Annotated in this window: 14 protein-coding genes; 6 read left to right on the forward strand and 8 right to left on the reverse strand. The window is 67.2% G+C overall.

The window, feature by feature from the left end:
• Positions 1-59 precede the first annotated feature (59 nt).
• From ASC95_RS18990 to ASC95_RS19000, 3 genes are all read right to left on the reverse strand, one after another.
• Complete coding sequence (locus tag ASC95_RS18990; protein ID WP_057299267.1) at positions 60-2,075, reverse strand: ATP-binding cassette domain-containing protein; 2,016 nt, start codon at positions 2,073-2,075, stop codon at positions 60-62.
• Position 2,076: 1 nt separating this feature from the next.
• Positions 2,077-3,228 (reverse strand): efflux RND transporter periplasmic adaptor subunit, encoded by a 1,152-nt coding sequence (locus ASC95_RS18995; protein WP_057299268.1) that lies wholly within the window; start codon positions 3,226-3,228, stop codon positions 2,077-2,079.
• A 176-nt stretch (positions 3,229-3,404) separates the two neighbouring features.
• On the reverse strand, positions 3,405-5,312 hold the full coding sequence (locus ASC95_RS19000) for a glucokinase (protein WP_057299269.1): 1,908 nt from the start codon (positions 5,310-5,312) through the stop codon (positions 3,405-3,407).
• A 349-nt stretch (positions 5,313-5,661) separates the two neighbouring features.
• Here ASC95_RS19000 and glk point away from each other — a divergent pair, with 349 nt between their 5' ends.
• From glk to ASC95_RS19030, 6 genes are all read left to right on the forward strand, one after another.
• The gene (gene glk / locus ASC95_RS19005; protein ID WP_056201784.1) at positions 5,662-6,654 is read left to right on the forward strand and encodes a glucokinase; all 993 of its coding nucleotides are present in this window, start codon (positions 5,662-5,664) and stop codon (positions 6,652-6,654) included.
• Positions 6,655-7,109: 455 nt separating this feature from the next.
• Positions 7,110-9,905: a TonB-dependent receptor gene (locus tag ASC95_RS19010; RefSeq protein ID WP_057299270.1), complete on the forward strand. Its 2,796-nt coding sequence runs from the start codon at positions 7,110-7,112 to the stop codon at positions 9,903-9,905.
• A 72-nt stretch (positions 9,906-9,977) separates the two neighbouring features.
• Positions 9,978-11,489: a tryptophan halogenase family protein gene (locus ASC95_RS19015; RefSeq protein WP_057299271.1), complete on the forward strand. Its 1,512-nt coding sequence runs from the start codon at positions 9,978-9,980 to the stop codon at positions 11,487-11,489.
• An 84-nt stretch (positions 11,490-11,573) separates the two neighbouring features.
• Entirely contained in the window at positions 11,574-12,800 is a 1,227-nt protein-coding gene (locus ASC95_RS19020; RefSeq protein ID WP_235537973.1) for an alpha-amylase family glycosyl hydrolase, read from the forward strand.
• The gene (locus ASC95_RS19025; RefSeq protein ID WP_057299273.1) at positions 12,797-13,531 is read left to right on the forward strand and encodes a sugar nucleotide-binding protein; all 735 of its coding nucleotides are present in this window, start codon (positions 12,797-12,799) and stop codon (positions 13,529-13,531) included. Before ASC95_RS19020 ends, ASC95_RS19025 begins: the two co-directional genes overlap by 4 nt.
• Positions 13,532-13,562: 31 nt before the next feature.
• Positions 13,563-14,402, forward strand: a complete 840-nt coding sequence (locus ASC95_RS19030) for a PA4780 family RIO1-like protein kinase (protein WP_057299274.1) — start codon at positions 13,563-13,565, stop codon at positions 14,400-14,402.
• Here ASC95_RS19030 and ASC95_RS19035 read toward each other — a convergent pair.
• From ASC95_RS19035 to malG, 5 genes are read right to left on the reverse strand one after another with little or no spacing between them, the layout of a single operon-like run.
• Positions 14,399-15,286 carry a hypothetical protein gene (locus ASC95_RS19035; protein ID WP_057299275.1) on the reverse strand — a complete coding sequence of 296 codons (888 nt, stop codon included), beginning with the start codon at positions 15,284-15,286 and terminating at the stop codon, positions 14,399-14,401. The two genes, ASC95_RS19030 and ASC95_RS19035, sit on opposite strands and share 4 nt — an antisense overlap.
• Positions 15,287-15,345: 59 nt before the next feature.
• A complete protein-coding gene (locus tag ASC95_RS19040; protein WP_057299276.1) occupies positions 15,346-16,422 on the reverse strand; it encodes a hypothetical protein in 1,077 nt (358 codons plus the stop codon).
• Positions 16,404-17,282: an aldo/keto reductase gene (locus ASC95_RS19045; protein WP_057299277.1), complete on the reverse strand. Its 879-nt coding sequence runs from the start codon at positions 17,280-17,282 to the stop codon at positions 16,404-16,406. The genes ASC95_RS19040 and ASC95_RS19045 overlap by 19 nt, the downstream gene beginning before the upstream one ends.
• Entirely contained in the window at positions 17,279-19,654 is a 2,376-nt protein-coding gene (locus tag ASC95_RS19050; RefSeq protein ID WP_082567924.1) for a glycoside hydrolase family 13 protein, read from the reverse strand. The genes ASC95_RS19045 and ASC95_RS19050 overlap by 4 nt, the downstream gene beginning before the upstream one ends.
• A gap of 5 nt (positions 19,655-19,659) precedes the next feature.
• Entirely contained in the window at positions 19,660-20,550 is an 891-nt protein-coding gene (gene malG, locus ASC95_RS19055; protein ID WP_057299279.1) for a maltose ABC transporter permease MalG, read from the reverse strand.
• Between the last annotated feature and the right edge of the window lie 16 nt (positions 20,551-20,566).

The following is a 20,566-nucleotide window of genomic DNA, read 5'->3' on the forward strand; positions in this document are numbered from 1 at the left end:
AGCATCGCCGTCCCCTCGGGGGACCGGCCAAGGTTCTCCTTGGACGAGGGGCTCCATTTCTACTCCCGTGCCAACGCGTCGACCGGGCTGAGAGCCGCCGCACGGCGCGCGGGCAGCGTGCCGAACACCAGGCCCACGCCGCTGGACACCGCGAAGGCCACGCCCAGGGCCGCCCAGCTGATGACGACATGCAGGTGCTGCTGGGCCGCGTTGACGGCCTGCGCCGCCAGCCAGCTGAGGCAGACGCCCACCAGCCCGCCCAGGAAGCACAACACGACGGCCTCGATGAGGAACTGCAGCCGCACATCGCCCTGGCGTGCGCCGACCGCCATGCGGATGCCGATCTCGCGGGTGCGCTCGGAGACCGACACCAGCATGATGTTCATGACGCCCACGCCGCCCACCAGCAGCGAGATGGCCGCGACGCCGGCGAACAGCGCCGCCATCGCGCTGGTGACGCTCTGGAACTTGCGGAACTCCTCTTCGCCGTTCCAGGTGCCGAAGTCCTCGCGCCCATGCAGGGCCTTGAGGCGGTGGATGATCTGCTCGCGCACCTGCTGCGGTGGCACGGTCAGGTCCAGCAGCACGTCGAAGTTGTCGACGTCGGCGCGCGCGTCCAGCTTGCGCGAGAAGGTGGTGTGCGGGATGTAGAGCTGCCCCAGCCAGCTGCCAAAGCTGAAAGCGCCGCCTTCGGGGGCGACGACGCCGACGACCGTGAAGGGCAGGGCGGCCGTGGGCGGTGGCGGCGCGCCTGGCTGCTGGGCGGCCTGGGCGTCAGGCGCCATGCCGGGGTTGACGAAGACGAGCTGGCCCAGCGGCGATTCGCCCTTCTTGAACAGCGCGTCGCGCGATTTCTCGTCGAGGACGACGACCTGGCTGCGCGTCTCGAAGTCCATCGCGCTGAGGTAGCGGCCCTGCACGAGCTTGAGCTTGCGCGCCTTCAGCGTGGCCGTGTCGCCACCAATGGCCTCCAGCATCGCGTCGCGCGACTGGTGGCGGGCGGTCAGCTGCATCTGGCGGTTCAGTGTGATGCTCTTGACGCCGTTGAGCGCGCGCAGCGAGTCGATCTCGTGCGGCCGGAAGGGTTGGGGCACGGCACCGGGCGGCAGCGCGGGGTTGCCGCGCCAGACGGGGATGCGGCCGGAGATCAGGCTGCTGAGGTCGGTCTCGATGGAGTCACGGGCGGCGGTGGTCAGCGCGACGATGCTGACGACGGAGGCGATGCCGATGCTGATGCCCAGCATGGACAGGGCCGTGCGCAGCCGGTTGCCCTTGAGTGCGAGCAGCGCGGTGGCGATGGCTTCGCGCCATTGCACCTGCAGGCGACGAAGCCGGCCGCCTTCCTTGACCGGCGGCGCATCGCTGGGCAGTTCGGTGGGTGCGATGTGGCCGGCCGGCGTGCCGTTGTCGGCGACGACCTTGCCATCCTTCAGCTCGATGACGCGCCGTGCATGGGCGGCCACGGCGGCATCGTGGGTGACGAGGATGATCGTGTGGCCGCGCTGGTTCAGCTCTTCCAGCAGGCGCAGCATCTCGGCGCCGGAGGCGGAGTCCAGCGCGCCGGTGGGCTCGTCGGCCAGGATGATCTGGCCGCCATTCATCAGCGCCCGGGCGATGGACACGCGCTGCTGTTGGCCGCCCGAGAGTTCGTTGGGCCGGTGATGCAGGCGGTCACCCAGGCCCAGTCGCTCCAGCAGCGCGCGGGCCCGCCCGCCGCGCGCTCCGGTGCCGACGCCAGCGTAGACCGCAGGGAGCGCAGCGTTGGCGCGGGCGTCCAGGTGGGGCAGCAGGTGGTAGCGCTGGAAGATGAAGCCGAAGCGCTCGCGGCGAAGTGCGGCGAGCTCATCCGGGCCGAGGGTGCTGGCGTCCTGGCCGTCGATGACGAAGCTGCCGCTGGTGGGGTTGTCCAGGCAGCCGAGCACGTTCATCAATGTGCTCTTGCCGGAGCCGGACTGGCCCATGATGGCGACAAATTCGCCGGCCTCGATGTTGAGGCTGACGCCGTCGAGGGCGGGGACGTCGATTTCGCCCAGCTGGTAGTGCCGGGCGACGTCCTTCAGCTCGATGAGAGCCATGTCAGGTGGACGCTGCGCTGGCGGGAGCGGAGGCTGCATCCGCCGCACTTGGCGGCGCCAGCAACACCTTCTCGCCGGCCTTCAGGCCGTCCAGCACCTGCACCTTGGCGCCGTCTTGCAGGCCCACCTTGACCTGCCGCGGCGTCTGTTTGTTCGCCGCGTCCAGCACCTGCACCGTGAAGCGGCCATCCTTGCCGCGTTCACCCAGCGCGACGATGGGCATGGCGAGCACCTGCTTGGCCGAGCCGGTCTCGATGTCGACCTGCACCGTCATGTCGCTGAACAGCGCCCGCTCGCGGTTGTCGACCTCGAACAGCACGTTGTAGAAGACCGCATTGCCCGCGCGCTCCGGCACCGGCTGGATGACGCGCACCTTGCCCTCGTAGCGCTTGCCTTCGCCCGACAGCGTCGTGAAGCGCGCCGTCTGGCCGACCTTGATGGCCTGGATGTCGGCTTCGGGCACCTTGGTTCGCACGGTGATGGTGTCGAGATCGGCCAGCGTCAGGATGACGGGCGTGATCTGCACGGAGATCAGCGTCTGGCCCACCTGCACGGGCAGGTTGACGACGGTGCCGTTCATGGGCGCGGTGATGCGCGTGTAGGAGAGGCTGACCTTCTTCTTGTCCAACTCGGCCTGCAAGCGCGTGAGATTGGCGGCCTGGCCGCGCAGGTCGGCTTCGATCTTGGCGATGTCGATTTCGGCCTTCTCGGCTTCGTTGCCCGAAGTGGCCTGGCCGGCCAGCAGGCGCTGCTGGCGCTTGAGTTCGCGGCGAGCGGCTTCGGCGTCGACGCGGCGGCTGTCGATGGACGCGCTGGCCTGGGCCACGGCGGCTTCGGCTTGCGCCACGTCGCTGCGCGCCAGCTCGGGGTCGAGGCTGACCAGGAGGTCGCCCTTTTTGACCTGCTGGCCCAGCTCGATGTGGATGGTCTGGACCTGGCCGCTGACCTGGGCGCCCACGTCGACGCGCGTCTTGGCCTGCAGCACGCCGGCGGCCTGCACGGTCTGGGTCACGTCAGCCAGGGCGACGAGGCCGCTGGGCGGCGGTGGTGGCGGCGGCGGCGTGCGGGTGAACCACCAGGTGGCCCCGCCAGCGGCGAGCACGGCAATGACGATCAGGCGCACGCGCCAGCGTTTCAGAAAAGAAGCTTTCATGTCCCTCCCAGGACGATGGGGTCTTATTCGCCCCTTCCGGCCGGCATTGGCGTGATGGGTCGGCTAGCGTAGCAGTTGAACGGAGCCGGGCGGCCCCACTTCACCCATCGTCGTGAGTAAAGCGCCGCTTGGCAAAAGTCATGTGGGGTCAGGCGTTGCGGCCTCAATCCCTAGGCTCAGCGGCTGTGCGACGTCAGGCGCGCCAGCGGCGAAGCCATGCTGACCCCGGGGGCCGCCGTGCTGGCGCCGCGCGCAGTCTTGCCGTCGTCGTCCTCGCCGCCGACGGTCAGCGCGGCGATGCTGTCCGGGCTGCGGCGCATGGCCACGCCCACGGCCAGGATGTCGATGACCAGCAGGTGCAGGATGCGGCTGACCATCGGCAGGTGGGTGGCGATGTCCTCGATGTGGTCGACGATCAGCGTCACGTCGGCCTTCTTGGCCAGCGGGCTCTGGCTGGCCGTGATGGCCACGACCTTGGCGCCGCGCTCCTGCGCCTTTTCGACGACAGACAGCAGCTCCGGCAGGCGGCCGCCGCTGCTGATGACGACGGCCACGTCGCCCTCGCGCAGCACGTCGGCGGCCAGCAGCTGCAGGCGCGGGTCGGTGTAGGCGCCGCAGGGCATGCCGAAGCGCAGGAACTTGAACTGCGCGTCCTGGGCGACGACGCCGTAATGGCCCAGTGCGAAGAACTCGATGCGGTGGGCCGACAGCAGCATGTCGATGGCGCGGTCGATGGTGTCGCGGTTCAGGTGGCTACGCACCTGCAGGATGGCGCTGGCGGTGTTGCCCAGCACCTTGGCGCCGAGCTCCAGCATGGAGTCGTTGGTGTTGACCTGGGTGTGGGTGACGGGCACGGTGCCGGTCAGGCCCGAGGCCAGGCGCAGCTTGAAATCGGACAGGCCCTCGCAACCCAGCGACCGGCAGAAGCGGATGACGGTCGGCTGGCTGACGCCGGCGGCGCGGGCGATCTCGGCGATGGGGTCGTTCAACACCGAGCGCGGCTGGGCCAGCACCAGGTCGGCCACGCGCAGCTCGGCCGGCGACAGCTCGCTGCGCGCACGGCGGATCTGGCCGAGGATGGCCGAGCCGGGCGAAGCCTGCAGGTTGCGCAACTGGTTCTCGAGGATGGCCGAGGCACCCTTGAAAGTGGCGTGCTCGGCGGTGATGACGAAGGTCGGGATGGCCGACACGTAGTCGCGGAAGCGCCCCTTGTCCTCGAAGCGCTCGCGAAACGGGCTGCGGTCGAAGTACTCGCCCAGGCGCGGCACGATGCCGCCGCCGATATAGATGCCGCCCAGCGAACCGAGCGTGACGGCCAGGTTGGCCGCGCAGGTGCCAAGCAGGCCGCAGAAGACTTCCAGCGTCTCCAGGCACAGCGCGTCGCCGTCCTCCAGCGCGCGTTGGGTGATGGCAGGCGCCTGAAGCGGCTCGGTGGTCACACCGTTGCGGTCGGCCAGGGCCTTGTAGATCAGCTCCAGGCCGGGTCCGGAGATCAGGCGCTCATAGGAGACGTGATCGAGCGTCTTCCAGGCGAACTTCAGGATGTCCATCTCGCGCTCGTCGCGCGGGCCGAAGTTGACGTGGCCGCCCTCGGTGCCGAGCGCAATCCAGCCTTCCCCGGCGGGAATCAGGCCTGAAACGCCCAGGCCCGTGCCCGCGCCCAGCAGGCCGATGACGCTGGGCCGGCGTGCCTGGCCGCCGCCGACCTGGTGCACATCCACTTCGGCCAGCCGGGGCAGGGCCATGGCGAGCGCAGTGAAGTCGTTGACGACGACGAGGGTGTCCAGGCTCAGGCGCTGGCGCATCTCGTCGATGGAGAACTGCCAGTGGTAGTTGGTCATGCGCACCCGATCGCCTTCGACCGGGTTGGCGATGGCGATGGCCGCATGCGCGATTTGCTGTGCGCCGCCGTCCTGCCAGCTCAGACCTTGCAGATAGGCGCGCACGGCGGCGTGGAAGTCGGCGTGGTCGGCGCAGCGCAGCGAGGCCATCTGCGTGAACTCGCCCGGGCCGATTTCCAGTGCGAAACGGGCATAGGTGCCGCCAATATCGGCAAGCAGGCGGGGGCTGTCGAAACGGGGCATGGGCGCTGAAGGAACCTGAGGAAAGACGGGCGATTATCAGCAGGCGCGCAGGCGACCTGCCTTGGACCCTTTCGGGCGCGATTCCTGGTGTGGAAGCTCAAACAGGTTGTAGCTTCACTACAGAGCCTCGGCAATCGAGTTTCCCCAGGGCGATGGCTGGCTTGCCGGGAGTTGAAAGCGATTTCTCATTCGAGATTTGGTTCCAAGGGCGAGTATGTATTGTCGATTTGATGTAGTTTTGCTACCGTCCGCCGCGACCGTACTACACCCTTTTCAGCCTTGTGTTTGCCACTGTCCGACTCCTGAATATCCGCTGCCTTGCGCCCCTCCTTGTTTCGGGAGTTCCTGTATGAGTGCCGCCTACCCCTGGTTGGTGGCCGACGTCGGCGGCACCAATGCGCGTTTCGGCACCGTGGCCGGCCCCGGCGCCGCAGTGGAAGACGTGCGGGTGCTGTCGGTGGCGGGCCATGCGGGCCCGGCGGCCGCTGTCCGCGCTTATCTGCAGGGGCAGCCAGCCGGCAAGGCCAAACCGCAAAGTGCGGCCTTTGCGCTCGCGACGGCGCTGGACGGCGATCACATCGAGCTGACCAACGGTGCCTGGAGCTTCTCGCGCGCCGGCACGCAGGCCGAACTGGGCCTGAAGACGCTGCTCTGCCTGAATGATTTCGAGGCCCAGGCGCTGTCGCTGCCGCGGCTGCGGGCCGACCAGCTGCGCGCCTGGGGTGCGCCCCCGCCGGCGACAGGTGATGTGGCTGTGGGCACGGTCATGGCTGTCATCGGCCCGGGCACGGGCCTGGGCGTGGGCGGCGTCGTGCGCGCACCCGGGCGCTGGCTGGCGCTGCCGGGTGAGGGTGGGCACGCGACGCTGGCGCCGGCGGACGATTTTGAGAGCGCCGTGCTGAGCCAGGCGCGCCGCGAGTTCCCGCATGTGTCGGCCGAGCGCTTCCTGTCGGGCATCGGCCTGCCGGTGCTGTGCCGCGCCGTCGCGGCCGCGCTCGGCGAGGGCGAAGACGTCAGCTCGCTGCCGACCGAGCAGATCGTCGCCCGGGGCCTGGCCGGTGAATCGACTGCTTGCGTGCGCACGCTGGATCTCTTCTGCGCCATGCTGGGTGGTTTCGCCGGCAGCGTCGCGCTGACGCTGGGTTCGCGCGGCGGCGTCTTCATCGGCGGCGGCATCGTGCCGCGCCTGGGCGAGCGCTTCTTCCAATCGGAGTTTCGCGCCCGTTTCGAGGCCAAGGGGCGCTTCCAGCCCTTCCTGGCGGGCATCCCCACGGCCCTCATCACCGACACGCTGGCCGCATTGTCCGGCGCCGCCCTGGCGCTGGAGCAGGCCGACGCCTGACACGGCGCGCGCGGTCTGCGCGCGCCGTCTTCTCACACGCGATCTTTGGCACCACGCCGCCGCCGCGCGGCCGGTGTGGCTTCGCCTTGCGTGCTCTCGCCTTGCATGACCGCCCTTGCGCCTTGCGTCGCCCGGACGCGATTGGTCACGCCGGCAGACCTGTTGTTAACCCCTAAGTTGATGCTGTAGTTGCGCTACAAGTTTTGACTTCTTGCGTAGTTGTTCGCCCTGATGTTTCGCCGGCAGTGTCAATTCCATGCTGGTTTACCCGCGGTTTTTGACTGAAATCGGGTCGTTTCTTCGCAACGTCTAGGGTTTACGCAGATGCTGGAAAAAATCTAGTTTTGATACAAACCTGCTCGAGACGTTGGGTTCTCGCCCACGAGACGCGCGCCGGTGGCCCCGGAGGCGGACTTCGGGCCAAGCCGTTTTCCAATGAACTAGAGGAGACATCCATGACCATGAGCCAAGACAAGCGCGGGGGCGCAGCGTCCTTCCGCATCAGCCCGGTGGCCATCGGCTGCACGCTGCTGATCGCCGCCACTGGCGCGATGGCGCAGCAGGCGCAACCGCAGCAACTCGAGACCGTGACGGTCACCGGCATTCGCAAGGGCATCGAGGACGCCATCTCGGTCAAGCGCAACAGCGACTCCATCGTCGAAGCCATCTCGGCTGAAGACATCGGCAAGCTGCCCGACACCAGCATCGCCGAGTCCATCGCCCGCCTGCCTGGCGTGGCGGCTCAGCGAAACGCCGCGACGGGCCGTGCATCGGGCATCAGCGTGCGTGGCTTCTCGCCCGACTTCGCCACCTCGCTGCTGAACGGCCGCGAGCAGGTCTCCACCGGCGACAGCCGCTACGTCGAGTACGACCAGTACCCGTCCGAGCTGATGAGCGGCGTGACCCTCTACAAGACGCCGGACGCCGGTCTGGTGGGCCAAGGCTTGTCGGGCACTGTCAACATGGAATCGGCTCGCCCGCTGAATTTCAGCAACCGCGTCGTGGCCTTGAACTACCGCGATGAGAAGCTGGGCAAGGGGCTGAGCACGCCAGCCGGCAATGGCTCGCGCATCAACCTGGCCTACATCGACCAGTTCGCCGACCGCACCATCGGTGTGGCCCTGGGCTTTGCACGCCTGAAGGAAACGCTGGGCGTGCAACAGAACTTCGGCTCCTGGGGCATCAACGACGTCTGCCCGGTCGGCAACAACAACGGCTGCCCGGTGGCGACGCTGGGCAAGGCCCCGGGCGGCTTCAACGACCTGGTGGACAGCGGCACGCAAAAGCGCGACGCCTTCATGGGCACGCTGCAGTACAAGCCCAACAAGAACTTCAACAGCACCCTGGACTTGTTCTATACGAAGTTCGACCAGACGCAGTTGGAGCAGGGCGCTCAGATCCCGCTGGCGCCGGCCTTCCCCGAATGGGGCCAGAACTATGGCGGCACGACCGTCACACCGACGACCGTGACCGGTGGCGTCATCACCGCCGGTTCGATCAATGGCTTCAAGGCCGTGTCGCGCAACGACGTGAACGCCAATCACGACAAGGTGCACTCCATCGGCTGGAACAACCAGCTCGTGATGGGCGAGTGGACCGGTGTGCTGGACCTGGCGACCTCGCAAGCCAAGCGCGACGCGCCGCACCTGGAGACCACTGCCGGCCTCACAGGCAACTGCAAGGCCAACCCCGCGCTGTGCGGCAGCGTCTCGTGGACGGGTTTTGACGGCAACAACGTGCAAAGCGCCAAGTACACGTTCCCGTACGCCCTGGACGACGTCAGCAAGATCAAGCTGACTGACGTGGAAGGCTGGGGCGGCGGCCCGAACCTGCCGCAGGCCGGCTATTCCAAGGTGGCCGCCACGGACGACAAGCTGAACTCTTTCCGCCTCAGCGCCAAGCGCAGCCTGGGTGATGGCTTCTTCTCCGACATGGATCTCGGCTTCAACTATTCGGACCGCAAGAAGACGCGCACCTACGTGGAAGGCCGCCTGCTGGTGGCTGCGGCCAGCGACCCGTTCGCTGGCGTCGCGGTCCCGGGTGGCGCGGCTGCCGTCGGCCCGCAGACGGGCACGCCTTACGTGGCCTGGAACCCGGATGGCTCCATCGGCTCGGTCTACACCATCGCCGCCAAGCTGGTGCCGGACATCGCCAACAAGAACTGGGTCGTGACCGAGAAGGTCGCCACCGCCTACGCCAAGTTCGGTATCGACACCACGCTGGGTGGCATCCCAGTCCGTGGCAATGCCGGCGCACAACTGGTGCACACCGATCAGAGCTCGACCGCGTTCAGCGCCGACCGCACGGCGGCTTGCCCCGGTGATGTCTGCGCGCTGGGTACCAACACGCTGGGCAAGAAGTACTACGACATCTTGCCGAGCATGAATCTTGTCGGCGACCTGGGCAACGGGCACACGCTGCGCTTCGCCCTGGCTCGTCAGCTCGCTCGCCCGACGCTGGACGACATGCGCGCCAGCCTGGACTTCAACGTCAATGGCACCAGCCACGTGATCAGCGGCAATGGCGGCAACCCGGAGCTAAAGCCCTTCCGTGCCACGGCGCTGGACCTGTCGTACGAAAAGTACTGGGGCAAGCAGGCCTATGTGAGCGTGGCGGGCTTCTACAAGAAGCTCAGCACCTACATCCTGCGCGTGCCTCAGGCTTACGACTTCTCGCCCTACATCACCGCCAACACGCCGACGCCGCTCTCACCGGTCGGCCTGCGCACGGCGCCCGTGAACGGCGATGGCGGCAACATCAGCGGCATGGAACTGGCTGCCTCGCTGCCCCTGAACATCGTGACCAGCTGGTTGGATGGCTTCGGCTTGCAGGCCAATTACGCGCGCACCCACAGCTCGCTGACGCTGCCGAGCTCCGGCTTCAACAGCGGCCTGACGACGCCGTCGATCTCGATGCCGGGCTTGTCCAAGGAAACGCGCGGCTGGGCGCTGTACTTCGAGAAGTGGGGCTTCGAAGCCCGCGTCGGCCAGCGTTATCGCACCGACTTTGTCGGCTCGATCAGCGACCAGTACGGCGACAGCCAGCTGATCTACATCAAGGCCGAGCGCGTGACCGATGCCCAGGTCTCCTACAACTTCCAGGACGGCTGGCTCAAGGGCCTGACACTGCTGCTGCAGGCGAACAACGTCAACAACGAGCCGTACACGGAGTACAAGCAGTCGCGACTGGACCCGTCCACGAACCGCAAGTACGGCAAGACCTACCTGATGGGCGTGAACTACAAGTTCTGATCGTCGGCAAGGCTTTTCTGAAGCCCCTGTTCGGTATCGTCCGGGCAGGGGCTTTTTCGATCTGAGGGATTCATGCAGGAATCACAACGACTCATCAGCAACGTCGTCATCGTTGGAGGTGGTACGGCGGGCTGGATGGCCGCAGCGGCGTTGGCCAAGCTGCTGAAGAACAAGATCAACATCACCGTCGTCGAGTCCGAGGAGATCGGCACGGTGGGCGTCGGCGAGGCGACCATCCCGATGATCCAGCGCTTCAACCAGGTGCTGGAGATCGACGAGAACGAATTCATGCGCGAGACGCAGGCGACCTTCAAGCTCGCCATCGAGTTCGTCAACTGGGGCAAGGTGGGCGAGCGCTACATGCACGGCTTCGGCCGCATCGGCCAGGCCCTGGGCACGGTGCCGTTCGAGCACTACTGGCGCAAGCTGCACATGGCGGGCCAGGCCGGCGACCTGGCCGACTACTCCATCACCCGCGCCGCCGCGGCTCAGGGCCGCTTCCTGCGCCCGGTGGCCGACGCAGGCAACTCGCCATTGGCCGAGATCGCCTACGCTTTTCACTTTGACGCCTCGCTGTACGCGCGCTATCTGCGCAAGTACGCCGAAGCGCGCGGCGTCACCCGCATCGAGGGCCGCATTGTCGACGCGCGGCTCAGCGGCCTGAGCGGGCGTGTCGAGTCCGTGCTGCTGGCCGATGGCCGCGCCGTGGCGGGAGATCTCTTCATCGACTGCTCAGGTTTTCGTGGGCTGCTCATCGAGCAAGTGCTGCACACGGGCTACGAGGACTGGTCGCAGTGGCTGCCCTGCGACCGTGCCATCGCCGTGCCCTGCGAAAGCTCGACTCAGTTGTTGCCTTACACGCGTGCCACCGCGCATGCCGCCGGTTGGCAGTGGCGCATCCCGCTGCAGCACCGCATCGGCAACGGCCATGTGTTCTGCAGCCGCTTCATGGAGGAGGCCGAAGCCGAGCGCATCCTGCTGGCCAATCTCGACGGCAAGCCCCTGGCGCAACCGCGCACGCTCAAGTTCACCACCGGCATGCGCCGCCAGGCCTGGAACCGCAACGTCGTTTCCATGGGTCTGGCCAGCGGCTTCATGGAGCCGCTCGAGTCCACCAGCATCCATCTCGTTCAGACGGCCCTCGCACGCTTGATCGACTTCTTCCCGTCAGCCGGCTTCGACCAGGCCGACATCGACGAGTACAACCGCTTGTCTCGTTTCGAGTACGAGCGCATCCGCGACTTCCTCATCCTGCACTACCACGTCAACCAGCGCGACGACTCGGCGTTCTGGCGCTACTGCCGCGAGATGTCCGTCCCCGACACGTTGGCTGCCAAGATCGAGCTCTACCGGCGCAACGGCCGCATCGTGCGTGAAGGGGCCGAGCTGTTCGCCGAGGTGGGCTGGCTGCAGGTCATGCATGGCCAGAACCTCAAGGCCCAGGGCTATCACCCGCTGGCCGATCTGATCGACGAGGCCGAGACCGACGCCTATCTGAAGAGCGTTCGCGATGTCATCGCCAACTGCGTCGAGGTGATGCCGTCGCACGAGGAATTCATCGCGAAAAACTGCCGTGCTGCCTGATTTCAGAAGGACTGTATGCCCACCCGCCGCACCGTGCTGACCGCCGCCTCCTCCTCTGCCCTGTTGCCCGCCATGTTGCCTGCCATGAGTGCTCCTCAAGACGTGCCCCACCCGCCCTGGACCCGCCAGGCCGTCATCTACCAGATCAACGTCCGCCAGTTCTCGCCCGAGGGCACGTTCAAGGCCGTGCAGTCCGACCTGCAGCGGCTCAAAAGGCTGGGCGTGGACATCCTGTGGCTGATGCCCGTGCAGCCGATCGGCAAGCTCAACCGCAAGGGCACGCTGGGCAGCTATTACTCGATCAGCGACTACACGGCCGTGAACCCCGAGTTCGGCACGCTGGCCGATGCCAAGGCGCTGGTCGCTGCGGCGCACAAGCTCGGCTTCAAGGTCATCCTGGACTGGGTGGCCAACCACACGGCCTGGGATCACCCCTGGGCCACGGCGCACAGGGATTGGTACAAGCTCAATGGCAAGGGTGAGATCCACGCCGTCACTTTCAACGAAGGCCAGCCCAGTGAGGAGCACTGGGACGATGTCGTCGCGCTGAACTACAAGAGCGCTGCACTACGCAGCGCGATGATCGACGCGATGAAGTTCTGGGTGCGGGAAACCGGCCTGGACGGCTTCCGCTGCGACGTGGCCAGCCTGGTGCCCACCGACTTCTGGGTGCGTGCGCGCAAGGAACTGGACGCCGTCAAGCCGATGTTCATGCTGGCCGAATCCGATGCCATCGACCTGCACACCAGCGGTGCCTTCGACATGACCTATTCCTGGGACCTGGCCGACCAGGTCTTCAAGAAGATTGGCAAGGGCGAGGCAGGCGCGCCCTTGCTTCGTGAGTGGCTGGCCAAGCAACCGGCCGGCTACCCGGCGCATGCTTACCGCATGCGCTTCACGAGCAATCATGACTTCAACTCCTGGCACGGCACCGACGCCGATCTCTACGGCGACGCCTACCCGGCGCTGGCAGTGCTGACTTTCACGCTGCCCGGCATGCCGCTGATCTACAACGGCCAGGAGTCGCGGCTCACCAAGAAGCTGGAGTTCTTCGAGAAGGACGCCATTGACTGGAAGCGTTATGAGCTGAGCGACTTCTACGCCAGCCTCGCCGCGCTCAAGCACCAGCATCCGGCGCTGGCCGCCGGCCAGTACGGCGCGCCGGTGAAGCTGCTGGACAGCCCGCCCGACATCGTTGCCTTCGAGCGCCGCCTGGACCAGGACCTGGTGCGCGTGGCGGTCAACCTGTCGAGGACGGAACAGCTCTGGCAGGGCCACAAGCTGCGCCCGTGGGGGTGGCAGTTGTCATGAGAATCCTCATCACTGGCCTGAACGGCACGTTGGCGCCACGCCTGGCCGAGGCAGCGCGCGCAGCAGGGCATGACGTCATCGGTTGGGACCGCGCCGCGGTGAACCCCGACGATGAGAAGCTTGCGGCTGCCTGGCTGTCCGCGCAGTCGGTGGATGCGATCGCACACCTGGGCATGGCTTCGGCGCGCTTCGCGGGCTGGCTGGCGTCGCGCTGTCCGAACTTCCTGTTCACAAGCACGGTCATGGTCTTCGACCACGAGCCCGACGGTCCGCACGACGTGGCCGATGCACGCAACGCCAAGGACAATTACGGCCGCTACAAGGCCGAGTGCGAAGACGCCGTATTGCTGGCCAACGAGCGACCCGTCATCGCCCGCATCGGCTGGCAGATCGATGCAACCCGGCCAGGCAACAACATGCTGATGACGCTGGACGAATGGCAAAAGCGCGATGGCCATGTGGCCGCAAGCCGTGCATGGACGCCGGCCTGCTCCTTCATGACCGACACGGCCGCCGCGCTGCTGGCGCTGATCGAACGGCCGCTGCCCGGCGTGCACCACCTGGACAGCAATTCCGAGGACGGCTGGCGCTTTGATGAGGTGGCGCGCGCACTCGCGATCGAGTTCGGGCGCGACTGGCAGGTCCAGGCGAACGATGGCTACCGGCATGACCAGCGCCTGGTAGGCGGGCCGAGCCGCCTGCCGCCGCTGTCGAAGCGCCTGGCCAGATAGGGGCAATCCCGGCCGCATCGACAATGCGCCCATGAAACCACCCGCCCGCCTGCAAGCACTGATTGAAGAAGGCCTGATTGACACCGTGGTGCGCCAGCTCAAGAGCGGCAAGGAAGCCGATGTCTATGTCGTGCGCTGCGGTGACGACACCTGTGCCGCCAAGGTCTACAAGGAGGCCAACAAGCGGGGCTTCCGCCAGGCCGTCGACTACACGGAGAACCGCAAGGTTCGCAACAGCCGGCAGGCGCGTGCGATGGCCAAGCGCACGACCTTCGGCCGCCAGCAGCAGGAGGCGGCGTGGCAGAGCGCCGAGGTCGATGCGCTCTACCGCCTGGCTGCGGCCGGCGTGCGGGTGCCGCGGCCAGACAACTTCCATGATGGTGTGCTGCTGATGGAACTGGTGGCCGACGAGCATGGCGACGCCGCACCGCGGCTCAATGACCTGAGCTTCAGCGAGGCCGAGGCGCGCCGGCACCACGACACGCTGATCGGCGAGGTGGTGCGCATGCTCTGCGCAGGGGTCATCCATGGCGACCTGTCGGAATTCAACGTGCTGCTGGCCGCCGATGGCCCGGTCATCATCGACCTGCCGCAGGCCGTGGATGCTGCCGGCAACAACCATGCGCCGCGCATGTTGATCCGTGACGTGAACAACCTGCGCAACTTCTTCGGCCAGCATGCGCCGGCCTTGCTGGCCACGCAGTACGGCCCCGAGATCTGGTCGCTCTACGCTGCCGGTTTGCTGGTGCCCGGCATGCCGCTGACCGGCCGCTACGAGCACAAGCGCGGCGAGGTGGACCTGTCGGGCGTGTTGCGCGAGATCGAGGATGCGCGCCTGGAAGAGGCAGCGCGCGTCCTTCGCATGAGCTAGGTTTCCCCCGGTTGCAGCCACAGCTCGCGCCGCTGGATCGGCGTCTCGGGCGGTAGCAGCGGGTTGCTCAGTTTGAGCACGCGGTCGGGCGAAATCGGATGGGCCTTCAGCACGGCGCCATAGAACTCGCGGTGCAGGCGTTGAAAGCTGCCTTCAGCGACGGCCATCTCGAGCCCGGCCTTCAGCTCGGCCGCCAGGTCGGGGCGACTCGGGCTGACGAAGAGGTAGGCCGCCGCGGGGTAATGCAGCATCAGGTTGGGGGCGATGGCCAGTTCGGGATGGCGGCCGCCGGCCATCTCCGCGTCAATTTCGAGGATGGAGCGCGGAAAGTAGTCGATGCGGCCCGCGGCCAGCATGCGAAAGAGCGCGTCATAGCCGCTGCTGGTGCCCACCTGCAGGCCGTTGGCGCGCAGGATGGCGGTGTCGGGCCAGTCATGCCCTTGCCCCGCCATGCGCTGGCCCAGGTCCTTCAGCGTGCGCACGCGCTTCCACTGCGCCAGCTCGCTGCGGCGCACCAGCAGCAGCCGCCACCCAAGCAGGCCGCGGTCGATGGGGATGCGCACCGGCAGCAGTCCGCCGGACTCACGCTGGCTGTCGGTCATCGTCCACATCAGGTCGATGGGCGCGTGGCCGGTGGCCAGCTCGACCAGTGTGCGGCCCTGGGCCATGTCCAGGTCGACCGGTTGGATGGGCAGCCGGCTGCCCGCTCGGTTCAGCGCCAGCTCGACGATGCGGCGCACATAGGCCAGCTGCGGGTCGGGCATGCTGATGTGGCGCGGCAGGCGCACCGGCTCGCCGGGCTGGGCGGCCAGCGGCCGGCCGCCCAGCAGCAGGGGCAGGGCCAGCAGCGGGCGGCGTCGCAGCAACGTCGGGATCGATTCCATCGGCCCGCATCATGCGGCAGCCGGCGAAGTCATGGCCTGCCAAGGTGACCGGGTTGACCCTAGAGCTGGTGGCGCTCGGCCTCGAGTTGTTGTTCGCGCAGTTGGTGCAGCAGGGCCGCGTCGTCCAGGGCTGCATCTTGCTGCGCCAATGCGCCGCAGCTGCGCAGGGTGGCGCCGTGCTCGCGCAGCGCCTGCTGCAGCCACTGGGCACGCCTGAGGGTGCGCGGCGTGCAGGAGCGGCCGTGCAGGTCGTCCTCGAGGTCGCTGCGATGGGCTCGCCAGGCGTCGGCCAGGTAGAGCCGGCCCGGCGCGTGGACCAGCTCGTGGCGCCAGCGAACGGCCAACCCGCGGTAGTGGCCGATGACGCGCCCGGTGGCGCCGCGGCAGGCCAGGCGATCGGCCAAGCCCTCATAGGCCTGGGCGGCCAGCCGCTTGAAGCCCAGAAAATGGGTCAGGGCGTCGCCATCGCTGCCCGCATCGAGCAGGGCGCCGAACAGGTGGCGGCTTTCGATGCGTTCGGCGAGGTGGTATTGGGGGTGGTTGTGGCCATCGCCGGCGCTGTTGAACTGCGTCAGTGGGTCGAAGCGGTAGCAATAGCCGAAGTCGTAGAGCCAGACGCGCTCGCTGTCGTCCAGCAGATTGCCGGCGCTGTAGTCCCAATCGAAGAAGCCATGCTCGATCAGCGCGCAGCCCGTTTCGAGCAGCGCGCGAGCCTGGCGCTCGTCGAGCACGCCAGGATGGCGGCCTGAAATCCAGGGCGACACGACGAGGCCGTCTCGCAGCGAGCCGTAGATCGGTGCAATGACGCCGGGCAGGCCAAGTGGCGCCAGTTCTGCGTGGCGCTGCAGCTCGTTCAGGAAGGATGTCTGGCCATCGGGGTTGCGCACCCGGCATTCGGCGCGGGCGCGTTTGACGGCCCAGCGCCGGTCGGCGTGGTTCAGGCACAGCACCTCGGCGGTGAGGCCGCCATCGTGGAGGGCTTCGACGCCGGGGCTGCCGGCGTCGAGCGCTTTCAATTGCGCGACCGGCAGCGGCAGGGCGGTTGCGTCACCGAAGTTGAACTCGGCGCCGCTGGCGATGAAGGCCAGGTTGGCCCGCTGGCGCCGTTCGTCCAGCGTCAGATCAGCCCCGGCCATGTGTCACCGTGGCGGTCGAAAGCGGCGCGGATGCTGACAACGAGTTCGACCGGCAGCGGGCCGCGAGCGATGGCGTCGAGGTTGCGGCGCAGATTGGCCGGCTTGGCGGTGCCGACGATGGCGCTGGCCGCGCCGGTGTGGAAGGCGGCGAAGCGCAGGGCCACGTCAGCCCAATCCGCCTGTGTCTGCAGGTCCATGGCCTTGAAACGGTCCCAGTACTGGCCCTCGGCGAAGTCGCCCGGACGCTCGGCATGGCGCCACACGGCGCCGGCCAGCGGGCGCTTGGCAATGACACCGATGCCGGCGTGGTCGGCACGCGCCGCCCGCGTCTTCAGGTGGGCCTGGTCGCAGACGCTGATGGAGGTCTGCAGGCTGCCGAAGGCGCCGCTGTCGATGGCGAAGTCGATCTCCGCGTTGTCGCCCGAGTAGGCTGCCACGCGCAGCTTGCCGGCGGCGCGGCAGTCGTTCAGCGCGCGGATGACGTCGCCCCGCTGCAGCACCGGCAGCGGGCAGGAGTGCAGGTGGACGATGTCCAGCACCTCGGTCTTCATCAGCTTGAGCGCGCGCTCGACGCCTTGCACGATGCAGTCATACGTCCAGTCAGGCACGCCTTCGACGCCGTAACCGACCTTGGTGGACAGCACGAACTCCGCGCGACGGTGGGCGATGTGGCGGCCTATGCGCTCTTCGCTGAGGCCATAGCCGCGGGCGGTGTCGATGAGGTTGAGGCCTTCATCCAGCACGTGGTTGAGCAGGGTGCCGGCCTCGGCCTCGGTCGTGCGCTCGTCGTTGATGTGCATGGCGCCGAAACCCAGCGTCGACACCTTGAGGCCGGTATTGCCCAGGTTGTTGAAGATCATTGATGGATGAGGACACGGCCGAACAGCGGCGGCACGGTCAGCTGGATCTCGTGGTTGTTGATGGTGACGCTTTCGCCGTCGAGGGCGTCGCGCAGCGTGCCGGCCTGCATCGGCACGAAGAACTTGACGGTCCTGGCCGTCGCGCTGTTGTTGGTGGCGGTGAGGGCCCAGGTCTTGCCGTCCTGGCGGGCCAGCACGACGACGTGCTCATCGACGTGCAGCGGCGCGCTCAAGAGGCCATGACGCAGCACCGGCAGGTCGTGGCGCAGCTTCGTCAGCCGCTTGAAGTCGGCCAGCAGGGCCTCGTCGGGCTGGCCGCCTTCGTCGGCCCAGGGATAGGGCGCGCGGTTGTAGGGGTCGTCGCCGCCGCCCAGGCCCACTTCGTCGCCGTAGTAGATGGTGGGCGAGCCGGGGTAGGTCATCTGGAAGAAGACGGCCAGGCGCAGGCGCTGCTTGGCGAGTGGGAGGTCCTTGTCTTCGCCGAAATGATGCAGGGCGCGCGGTTGGTCGTGCGTGGACAGCAGGTTCATCAGCGCCGAAAAAGCCTGCGGTGGGTAGGCCTCGCGCATCAGTTCTAGGTTGGCGGCCATGAGCTTGCCGCTCTTGCCGGCAGCGTAGTCCAGCACGGCGTTGCGGAAGATGTAGTTCATCGTCGAGTCGAACATGTCGCCGAGCAAGTACTTGCTCGAATCGAACCAGGTCTCCGCCACGGTCAGCGCGTCGGGCTTCTTCGCCTTCACGGCCTGGCGCCATTCGCGCCAGAAGTCGTCCGGCACCCAGGGCGCCACGTCCATGCGCCAGCCGGCCGCGCCGCGGTCCAGCCAGAGGTTGGTGACCGAGTCCTTGTCGCGGTAGGCATAGGACCTGAAGGACGGGTTGCTCTTGTCGATCCCCGGCAGGTCGCTGACACCCACCCAGCCTTGGTATTGCTTGCTGGGGTCGGTCTCATCGGGCTTGAACTTGAACCAGCCGTAGTAGGGCGAGGCCGGATTGGGCTTGCCGCCGTCGAAGGCGCCACCTGCCGGGAAGTTGCCGTAGCGGTTGAAGTAGGGCGAGTCCGCGCCGACGTGGTTGAGCGAGGTGTCGGGGATGACGCGGATACCGCGCTTCGCCGCTTCGGCGCACAGGCGCATGAAGTCGTCGTTCGTGCCGAAGGCCGGGTCGATCTGCTTGTAGTCGGCGGCGTCGTACTTGTGGTTGCTGGGCGCGCGGAACACCGGCGTCAGGTAGATCGCGTTGGCGCCCAGGCTCTTGATGTAGTCGAGCTTTTCGATGATGCCGGCGAGGTCGCCGCCGAAGAAGTCGTTGTTGTAGAGCTTGTCGGAGCCGTCCCCGGTGTTCGGCTTGAAGGGCTTCTCGTTCCAGGTTGCGTGGCGCTCGACGTCGCGGTCCTGGTAGCGGTCCTGCGGCCGGCCGCCGCCGGGGCGTGGATCGTTGGCCTTGTCGCCGTTGCGAAAGCGCTCGGGGAAGACGTAGTAGTAGACGACGTCCCGGGCCCAGTCAGGCACCTTGAAGTCGGGCGCGTAGACCGTCTGGCGGTAGCGGCGGATGCGGTTCGTGTTGCTTGGCAGGCGCTCGACGGTGGACGGCCCCATCGAGCCTTTCTCGCGTGTCCAGTAGACCGTGTCCTTGTTGTTCTGCAGCGCGTAGCGGGCGCCGTCGTAGGTCTCGAGCTCGAACCAGTAGCCATAGATGCCGATCTCGTCGAAGCGGTGGCTGGCGTGAAAGCCGATGCCCAGGCCGCGGGGCTCCGGCGTCATGGCGATGCGCGCCAGCGGCTCGTAGGCCAGTTGCTCCTGGTTGCCGGTCATGCGGCGGCGCTCAATGACGAGGGTGGCGTGCTTCAGCCCCGGCGCGTTGTTGCCGACACGGAAGGTGATCTCGCTGCCCTTGGGCTGGGCGCCGAAAGGGGTCTTGGCCTGGGCGCTGCGCGAATCGAAACCGGCGGTCAGCACGGCGCGGTCGGTGATGGGGTGGGGCGGCGTGGGCTTGAAGGTTCGGGGGCCGACCGTGAGCGTGGCGCTGCCGTCGGCAGCAAGGCTGAAACGCAGCGTGTGTTCGCCGCTGAAGTCGCGCTTGAGGTTGCCGGTCGCACCGCGGCTGGGCTGCCCGTTGGCGTCGGCCGCAAAGGTGAGGGCCGGGGTCCAGTCCTCGTCGGCCAGCTTGAACTCCTGCTTGCCCTTGGCGTTGAGGTTGAGGTAGTAGGCATCGCAGCGGTACTCGAAGGCCTGCTCGTCCTGGGCGGCCCAGTTGTTCAGGCCGCCGCGCAGGTAAAGGGTGGCGTCGCCGAGGGGCGCGGGTTTGCAATCGGCTGCAAAGGCCGCGGGGGCAAGCAAAAGCAGCGCCGCACACAGCGCAAGTGTTCTCAACATTGGGATCAGCCCTTGACGCCGCCCGCAGTCAGGCCGGAAACGATCCAGCGCTGGGCGAGCAGGAAGACCAGCGTGATCGGCAGGCCCGACAGCACGGCCGCCGCCGCGAAGTCGCCCCACAGGAAACGTTGGTCGTGCAGGAAATATTTGGAGCCGACGGCGAGCGTGAGGTTGCCCTCCTCGCGCAGCAGGATGGAGGCGACCGGGTACTCGATGATGGTGCCGATGAAGGCCAGCACGAAGACCACCATCAGGATGGGCACGGCCATGGGCAGCAGCACGCGCGAGAAGGCCTGCCAATGCGTGGCGCCGTCGACCTTGGCGTTCTCCTCGATCTCGACGGGGATGGTCTCGAAGTAGCCCTTGATCGTCCACACATGGGTGGCGATGCCGCCCAGGTAGGCCAGCACCAGGCCGGCGTGGGTCTCGATGCCCAGCGCCGGCATATAGGTGCCGATGGTCTCGAAGATGGCGTAGATGGCCACCAGCGCCAGCACCGGCGGGAACATCTGCAAGAGCAGCATGCCGTTGAGCACCGGCTTGCTGAAGCTGAACTTCAGTCGCGCAAAGGCGTAGGCCGCGGTCGTCGAGATGGCGACGATGAGGAAGGCGGAAGCCGTGGCGATCTTGATGGAGTTCCACAGCCAGGTCAGCACCGGGAAGGGCGGCTGCACCAGGCTGCCGTCCGCCGCCTGGTAGGGGATGCCGAGCGCCAGCTTCCAATGTTCCAGGCTGATCTCGGTCGGGATCAGGCTGCCGGTGGCGAAGTTGCCGGGGCGCAGCGAGATGGACACGACGGCCAGCAGCGGGAACAGCGTGATGGCGATGAAGACCCACATCACCGCGTGTGCGGCGAAGGTGCGCCAGCGGGCTTGTTTGCCGAGAACGATGGCCAATTCAGAACTCCAAATA

The sequence above is a fragment of the Pelomonas sp. Root1217 genome, from assembly GCF_001425705.1.
Lineage (GTDB): Bacteria > Pseudomonadota > Gammaproteobacteria > Burkholderiales > Burkholderiaceae_C > Pelomonas.